Annotated in this window: 6 protein-coding genes; 4 read left to right on the forward strand and 2 right to left on the reverse strand. The window is 37.2% G+C overall.

Annotation, left to right across the window (positions count from 1 at the left end; translation table 11 throughout):
- Positions 1-5: 5 nt before the first annotated feature.
- Positions 6-1064, reverse strand: coding sequence for a hypothetical protein (locus WFK35_RS01905; RefSeq protein WP_002978353.1), 1059 nt, complete (start codon positions 1062-1064; stop codon positions 6-8).
- Between the two features lie 188 nt (positions 1065-1252).
- Here WFK35_RS01905 and WFK35_RS01910 point away from each other — a divergent pair, with 188 nt between their 5' ends.
- On the forward strand, positions 1253-1405 hold the full coding sequence (locus tag WFK35_RS01910) for a hypothetical protein (protein WP_002978352.1): 153 nt from the start codon (positions 1253-1255) through the stop codon (positions 1403-1405).
- A gap of 300 nt (positions 1406-1705) precedes the next feature.
- Here the strand turns inward: WFK35_RS01910 and WFK35_RS01915 are convergent, their stop codons facing one another.
- The gene (locus WFK35_RS01915; RefSeq protein WP_002978349.1) at positions 1706-2020 is read right to left on the reverse strand and encodes a hypothetical protein; all 315 of its coding nucleotides are present in this window, start codon (positions 2018-2020) and stop codon (positions 1706-1708) included.
- Between the two features lie 626 nt (positions 2021-2646).
- Between WFK35_RS01915 and WFK35_RS01920 the strand changes: the two genes are divergently transcribed.
- From WFK35_RS01920 to WFK35_RS01930, 3 genes are all read left to right on the forward strand, one after another.
- Entirely contained in the window at positions 2647-3045 is a 399-nt protein-coding gene (locus tag WFK35_RS01920; RefSeq protein ID WP_336731082.1) for a hypothetical protein, read from the forward strand.
- A gap of 132 nt (positions 3046-3177) precedes the next feature.
- Positions 3178-6174 (forward strand): SusC/RagA family TonB-linked outer membrane protein, encoded by a 2997-nt coding sequence (locus tag WFK35_RS01925; protein ID WP_336731084.1) that lies wholly within the window; start codon positions 3178-3180, stop codon positions 6172-6174.
- Positions 6175-6178: 4 nt separating this feature from the next.
- Positions 6179-6654 (forward strand): RagB/SusD family nutrient uptake outer membrane protein (locus WFK35_RS01930; protein WP_336731085.1); only part of this gene is annotated, 476 nt, incomplete at its 3' end.

Raw genomic sequence — 6654 nt, forward strand, 5'->3', positions numbered from 1 at the left:
AATATCTATTCTATTTCGATATTTATATAATCAAATTCCAGTTTCAAATTCTGTTTTAAAAATTCAATGTACTTTTTATCACTATCGTTTGCCGGATATTGTCCAACCACAATATGTTTTTTTGGCCTTTCATCGCAGTCATTAAATGAATATAGTAAAACCTGTCCCAGAGCTTCTTTTATACATTCAGAAGCATAAGATGATGATTTTACTTCATAAAAAGTAATGTAGTCCTTTTGAATAAGTTTTATATCAACAAAATTTTCTTCAGGAAACACGTTTTTTTCACCATATTGAGCACATAGTAACTTATACAGTGCTTGCTGAATCTTACCATGTTTCTTTTGAGCAATAAAAGAACGGGCTACAGTAGTCCTAATATGTTCTTCCGTATTTATTTTGCTTGCGGCTTTCCTTGACCGTAATTTTTTTCTTAGATGATGTATCGCAACCGCAACATCGACGGCATTTTCAGTATTTCCGAACTGGTCATAAAGTTGCCTCATAAAAGAATATACATCCAGATTTACAGGCTTATTTTGCATCATCACATTTTGTATTTGTGAAATTGTTGTACGCCGATTTGTTTTCAGACCAAAATGTTCAGCTATTTTAATTAAAACATCATTCTTGAAAATTGGGATAAGCCTCTCATTAGAATATAAAAACGCAACCTTCCACTTAAACAGATCAGGCAAAACTAAATCATCAATTTGCTCAAATTTTCCAAGTTCAGACAGCTGAATAATTTTTATGATTTCATCTTGTACTTTTTTAAATGCTGCTCCCCTCTCCTCTCCGTAAGCTGCCAACCAAGAATATTCATCATCATTTTCGTAATTTTTAGGTCTTTTGGCCTGATCCTGTCTTTGATAAATACCAAATTTTATAGAAGTCATCCCCTTTATACTTCCTAGCATTCGTGTTTTAGTTTCTACCCACTGGCAGAAAGTGTCTTTATTTTTTAATCCAACATATTCTTGTAAAGACATACTTTTAATGTTTTCAATAGGCCACCGATTTAGAAATTGGTCAAGTAGCTCTCTTAATTCATCGATATTCATTTATCAGCTTTTATCTTCAATATACAAAAACATATTGATACAAAATTTTTCATTTTTTTAAAACTGCATTAGCCCTACTAATTTACTATTTGTTGTCCCAAACGTCCTGAGGGGCTATTGTGTTTTCATTTCCACGACAATATGAATGCTATTTCGAAAAAGTTTGTTATCTTTATGAAAATACAAATATGAAAACAATGAAAATCTACAGCATCTTGGCTACAATATGTATTATTTTACTATCCATCTGGATTGTTATTCTACACAAAAATCTGAAAGAGACCGAAGAAGTTCTACAACAATGTTCCGAAAGATATTATAAAGAAATCAGTGAAAAATAAATGGAAAAGGAATTATCTTTTTACGAATTTACTCAGCTCCCAAAGGAAGAACAATACAACTTGGCATTCACCCTCGGCGAGTTCATCAATACGTCAGAGAAAGGCAATGTTAGATTTGCATTGTATAAACTTTTCAATTTCTATGTCGAAGCAGTTTATGATTCCAAGGAAAACAAAATTATTACCCTAACTAGCTTTTTGAAGTCTGACTAAAGAAAATAAAAAATATTACACCTATCGATGCAATGCCTTACGTAGCTATCACTTCTCTTAGAATAAATATTTTATTTCTTAGCTATTTCATGATTCTTTATAGGCTTTCTTGACTAATACTCCTTTTCGATCTTTTTTAAATTTTAGCATCTTATTTTTGTCTTCAACTCTACTGAAAAATTCTGACAATGAAATCTCAAAATAATCGCAGATTGCAAATAATTTACTACAAGTAATATTATGGTCAGTAGAAGTATACCGCTCCAAAGCAAGATTTTTTCCATATTCAGTAAAATATTCATTGTTAACATCTAACAATGCCTTGCCACTTTGTTTATAAAGGTCTTTAATTACTTCTGAAATTGCATCAGTTAATTCTGGAATTTTAGTTTGCTTTCTCATACTAACAAATGGAGTAATAAAAAACAACCTTAACAATTACACATATGTAAATTATTTTTATTATATTCGCATATTGAAACATCAAAATATTGATGTATTTTTGCGAAACTTTAAAAAAATATTAAAAGCATTCGCTTAGAATCTCGGATAGAAAAACTGGCACTTTTTAGCAACGAGACGATAAGCAGATTGCTCACGACCGCGCGGCGTGGGCTCTCTTATCTGTTGCAAGGTATGCCAGTACCCCTATCCAGTAAGTAGAGTTCCACGCCGTTTTTATTCTAATGCTGTCCGCCTACTCCACTATTTCTAAGCTGCTTTTACTATAAAGATTAGGCAGGTTACAATGGCAGCGCATCCATTGGAGCTTTATAGCTCACACTAAGAGTAAATTTCATTCATATTAAATTTAGACCTGTAGAGGCGGAAGTTTTCTTCACTGGTAAGGCTTCCTCCAATACGGTCATAAAAAACAAAAACTCATACAACAGCTATTGAAAACCAAGAGAATAGATTTGGAAAGCAGATTCTGGTCTGGCAGTCGTACAAATTCAGGGATAAAACTTATTAAGAACTTTTTCCAATTCAACGACCTTGTGGCCGCCAAAGAACTATTGAACCAAATTATGATTTATTCGGGCAAAAAGAAGTCTGTAATACCGGAAGATTCCTCGACTATTTTCCACTTTCATCAGGCTTTACGGTCTTTAGTGCGTGCGTGTTTTCTCCTATGGCAGAAAGAAAAAAGATGGAAAGTCAATGAACCGGGGGAGAATTATTCGCCATTAGCACAGGGTTCACTTTCAGATGGTGAATTTATAAACCCAATACTGGTATTTCAAAAGGCTTTTGGAGAATACTCCATCAAAGATTTCGAGTACTACATTTCGGTGGCTGTCTATTTTTCGTTGGGTACCTATTCTCACACCGCTGAAAGTAAAATCTTTGTTCCATACCTGCATTTATGCAAAATGCTTGATGCATCATACCTCATCTTAGAAAGAGGAATCCAAAAGAAAAAATAACCATTAATCAAATAAGCAAAGAATGAATAACACTACTTAAGAATCCCCTAAAACATAATAAAAAAGCCCTTTCCGCAAAGTTGACGCTGGTTGGAAAGAGCAAAGTCTAATAAATTAAACTATATCAAAAGTATGAAAAAAAACTTTTGCAGGCTAGGCTGTATTCAACTTTCAGCCACTTTAACCCTGCTAGTCTCGGGAATGGCAATAGGACAAGTAAGAACCATCTCGGGAACGGTCACACAAAATGGGCAGCCAGTCAGTAATGTCTCGGTATTTCAGGAAGGCAGTACAGAAGTTACAATTACTAATTCTTCCGGGAAATATCAGATCCAAGTTGCCGGAAACAATCCCGTTCTTATTTTCAAACATCCAGATTATGCAGAACAACGGCTAGACATCGGAACAATATCCACTGCCAATATTGCTTTAAGCAATAGGGAAAGGCAAATTGAAGAAGTTGTGCTTAACGCAGGTTATTACAAAGTAAAAGAAAAAGAAAGTACGGGAAATATCGCGAAGGTTACAGCAAAAGAAATTGCAAACCAGCCTGTCACTAATGTTCTTTCTTCTATACAGGGGCGGGTTTCCGGAGTGAATATCACGCAAAGTACGGGAGTTCCCGGTGCTGGCTTTGATATTCAGATTCGTGGCAAAAACAGTCTGAGAAGTGCTGGAAACGAACCTTTATATATCATCGATGGTGTTCCATACGGAGGGCGTGTCAATGCACAAAACTCTGCCGCCATCCTTCCTTCCGGCAATATTAGCCCTCTAAACTCCATTAACCCCAACGATATCGAAAGCATTGAAATCCTTAAAGATGCTGATGCGACAGCCATCTACGGTACACGTGGTGCGAATGGCGTTGTTCTCGTCACGACTAAACGCGGCACAAAAGGACGGTTAGAAGTTTCCCTGAATACCAACTATGGACTAAGTAAGGTGGCAAACCATATGGAAATGATGAATACCGAGCAGTATATTTCAATGAGAAGGCAGGCTTATGCGAATTCTGGAATCGCTACCTATCCTTCCAATGCCTACGATATCAATGGAAAATGGGATCAATCGCGATATACAGATTGGCAAAAAGTCTTAATAGGCAATTGGGCAGAGTTACAGTCAACTATGATTTCGTTAAGTGGCGGAGGAGCCAACAGTAGCTTTTTAATTAGCGGAGGGCATACTGAGCAAACCACAGTTTTTCCGGGCAATTTTCGCTATAAGGTAAATACTTTGATGTCAAGCTACAATTATAAATCTCCTAATAAAAAGTTGACCCTCTCATTTACAAACAATTTCAGAACTTCTGATAATAATGTAATTAACACGGATCTCACCAACCGATCCCTGTTTTTAAGCCCCAATGCACCTGCTCTTTATAAGCCAGATGGAACATTAAATTGGGAAGATGGGACATTCGCCAATCCAATTGCTTCGCTGGAAGGCGTGTATAACAATACGATGAAACAGTTTAATCAAAGCCTTAATGTGGACTATTTAATAGGGCTTGGCTTAAATTTCAAAATAAATGGTGGTATGAACTTTCAGGACTTTGAAGAATTTGCCGTCAAACCAAACACAATGTACAACCCGGCTTCAACGTCAGGTTCCAGTCCACAATATTCAACTTCCTCAAAGGGTCTTAATAAAATATTCTCATTCATAGTAGAACCGCAATTATCGTGGAACAAAAAAATCAACAGACATGAACTGCAGGTCTTGGTAGGAAGTTCATTGCAAACGACAAGGAATCAGCAATCAGGCATAACAGGGACAGGATTTTCAAGCAACGCTTTACTGTACAATATTGCAGCGGCAACAACAAAGACATTCAGAGACGAAATCGATATTGATTATCGCTATGTTTCTCTATATGGAAGAGTAAATTATCAATTTGCAAACCGATATATACTTAATCTAACCGCAAGGCGGGACGGTTCCAGCCGCTTTGGTTCAGCTAACAGATTTGCAAACTTTGGAGCACTTGGCGCAGCATGGTTGTTCTCAGAAGAGAGCTTTTTAAAAAACAGCAGATGGCTCAGTACAGGAAAATTAAGAGGAAGCTTCGGTCTGACCGGAAGCGATGCTATCGGTGACTACCAGTTTCTTGATACATATACCTTATCAACAAGTTCCTACAATGATGTCGTAGGATTTTATCCATCAAGGCTTTACAATCCTTATTTCAGCTGGGAAAAAACAAAAAAACTAGAGGTTGCGATTCAGCTCGGCTTCTTGAAAGATAGGCTGATGCTCCAATCCGCATATTACCAAAACCGTTCATCCAATCAGTTGGTTGGAATCCCATTACCCGCTACAACAGGTTTTTCATCGGTGCAATCCAACCTGGATGCAACCGTTGAGAATACCGGATGGGAAGTAGAGCTGTCAGCACATCCTATCAGAGGTAATAAATGGAATTGGAGCTCTTCCTTCAATATCACGATTCCCAAAAGCAAACTGTTATCTTTTCCAGGACTGGAGGGTTCATCATACGCTAATACGTATGTAATAGGCTACCCCACTTCTATCGTCAAGCTATACCAATATGAAGGTATTGACCCCAGCACTGGATCATATCTCTTTAAAGACTACAATGGGGATGGCAAAATAAGCAGTCCCGATGACAATAAAGCCATTGAAAATATCGGAACGAAATTCTTTGGCGGATGGCAGAATGAAATTAGCTACAAAAACTTGAGCCTGTCATTCCTATTCCAGTTCGTAAAACAGACCAACTACAACTACATAAGTACTATGCCCTACCCCGGCAATATGAACAATCAGCCAGCTGCGTTTACAAATGTATGGTCTCAAAACAATCAAGGCGGTTTTATTATGCCTTACTCAGCCGGAACCAATGCACAGATTAATGCGCTTACAGCGAACTACATCGCAAGTACAGCAGCGATCGGCGATGCATCATTTATAAGGCTAAAAAATATCCAGTTAAACTACAAAATACCTGTTAGGTCTTCATGGATAAAGCAGGCTTTAGTATATGTTCAGGGACAAAATCTGGCGACATGGACGAACTATTTCGGTCTCGATCCCGAGTTTACGTCAACCGGATATCTTCCCCCTTTGAAAACTTATTCTTTAGGATGTCAAATAACTTTTTAAAATTATGAGAAATAAATATAACATACTTTTTCTTTTTGGGATCACAGCATTTAACTTTATCTCCTGCGACAATTTGATAGAGCCCGACCAGCCGACAAACCAAATTAGCAGTACAGATGTATATAGTAACGTCGGCAATGCCGATGCTGTATTAAGTAATTTATACGCGGAATTACAGTATAATTCCGTATTGTCTGGCGGGACAAGAGGCTTGGGAGCACTCTTGGGAAGTTACGCTGACGATCTCGATAATTATATGGCGGCGTCTCAAACGGCTTACCTGGACATATATAATACTCAGGTATTACCAACCAATACGGTTCTAAAAACATTGTGGACAAATGCATACAAAGAAATCTACATCTGTAACAGCATCATCGAAGGAGTATCAAAATCATCCTCTATAAAAGATGAGGATAAAAATAGAATTATCGGAGAGGCGGTTCTAATAAGATCAATAATTCATCTTCGGCTTACCCA

Source organism: Chryseobacterium sp. VD8 (genome assembly GCF_037149975.1).
Taxonomy (GTDB): domain Bacteria; phylum Bacteroidota; class Bacteroidia; order Flavobacteriales; family Weeksellaceae; genus Chryseobacterium; species Chryseobacterium indicum.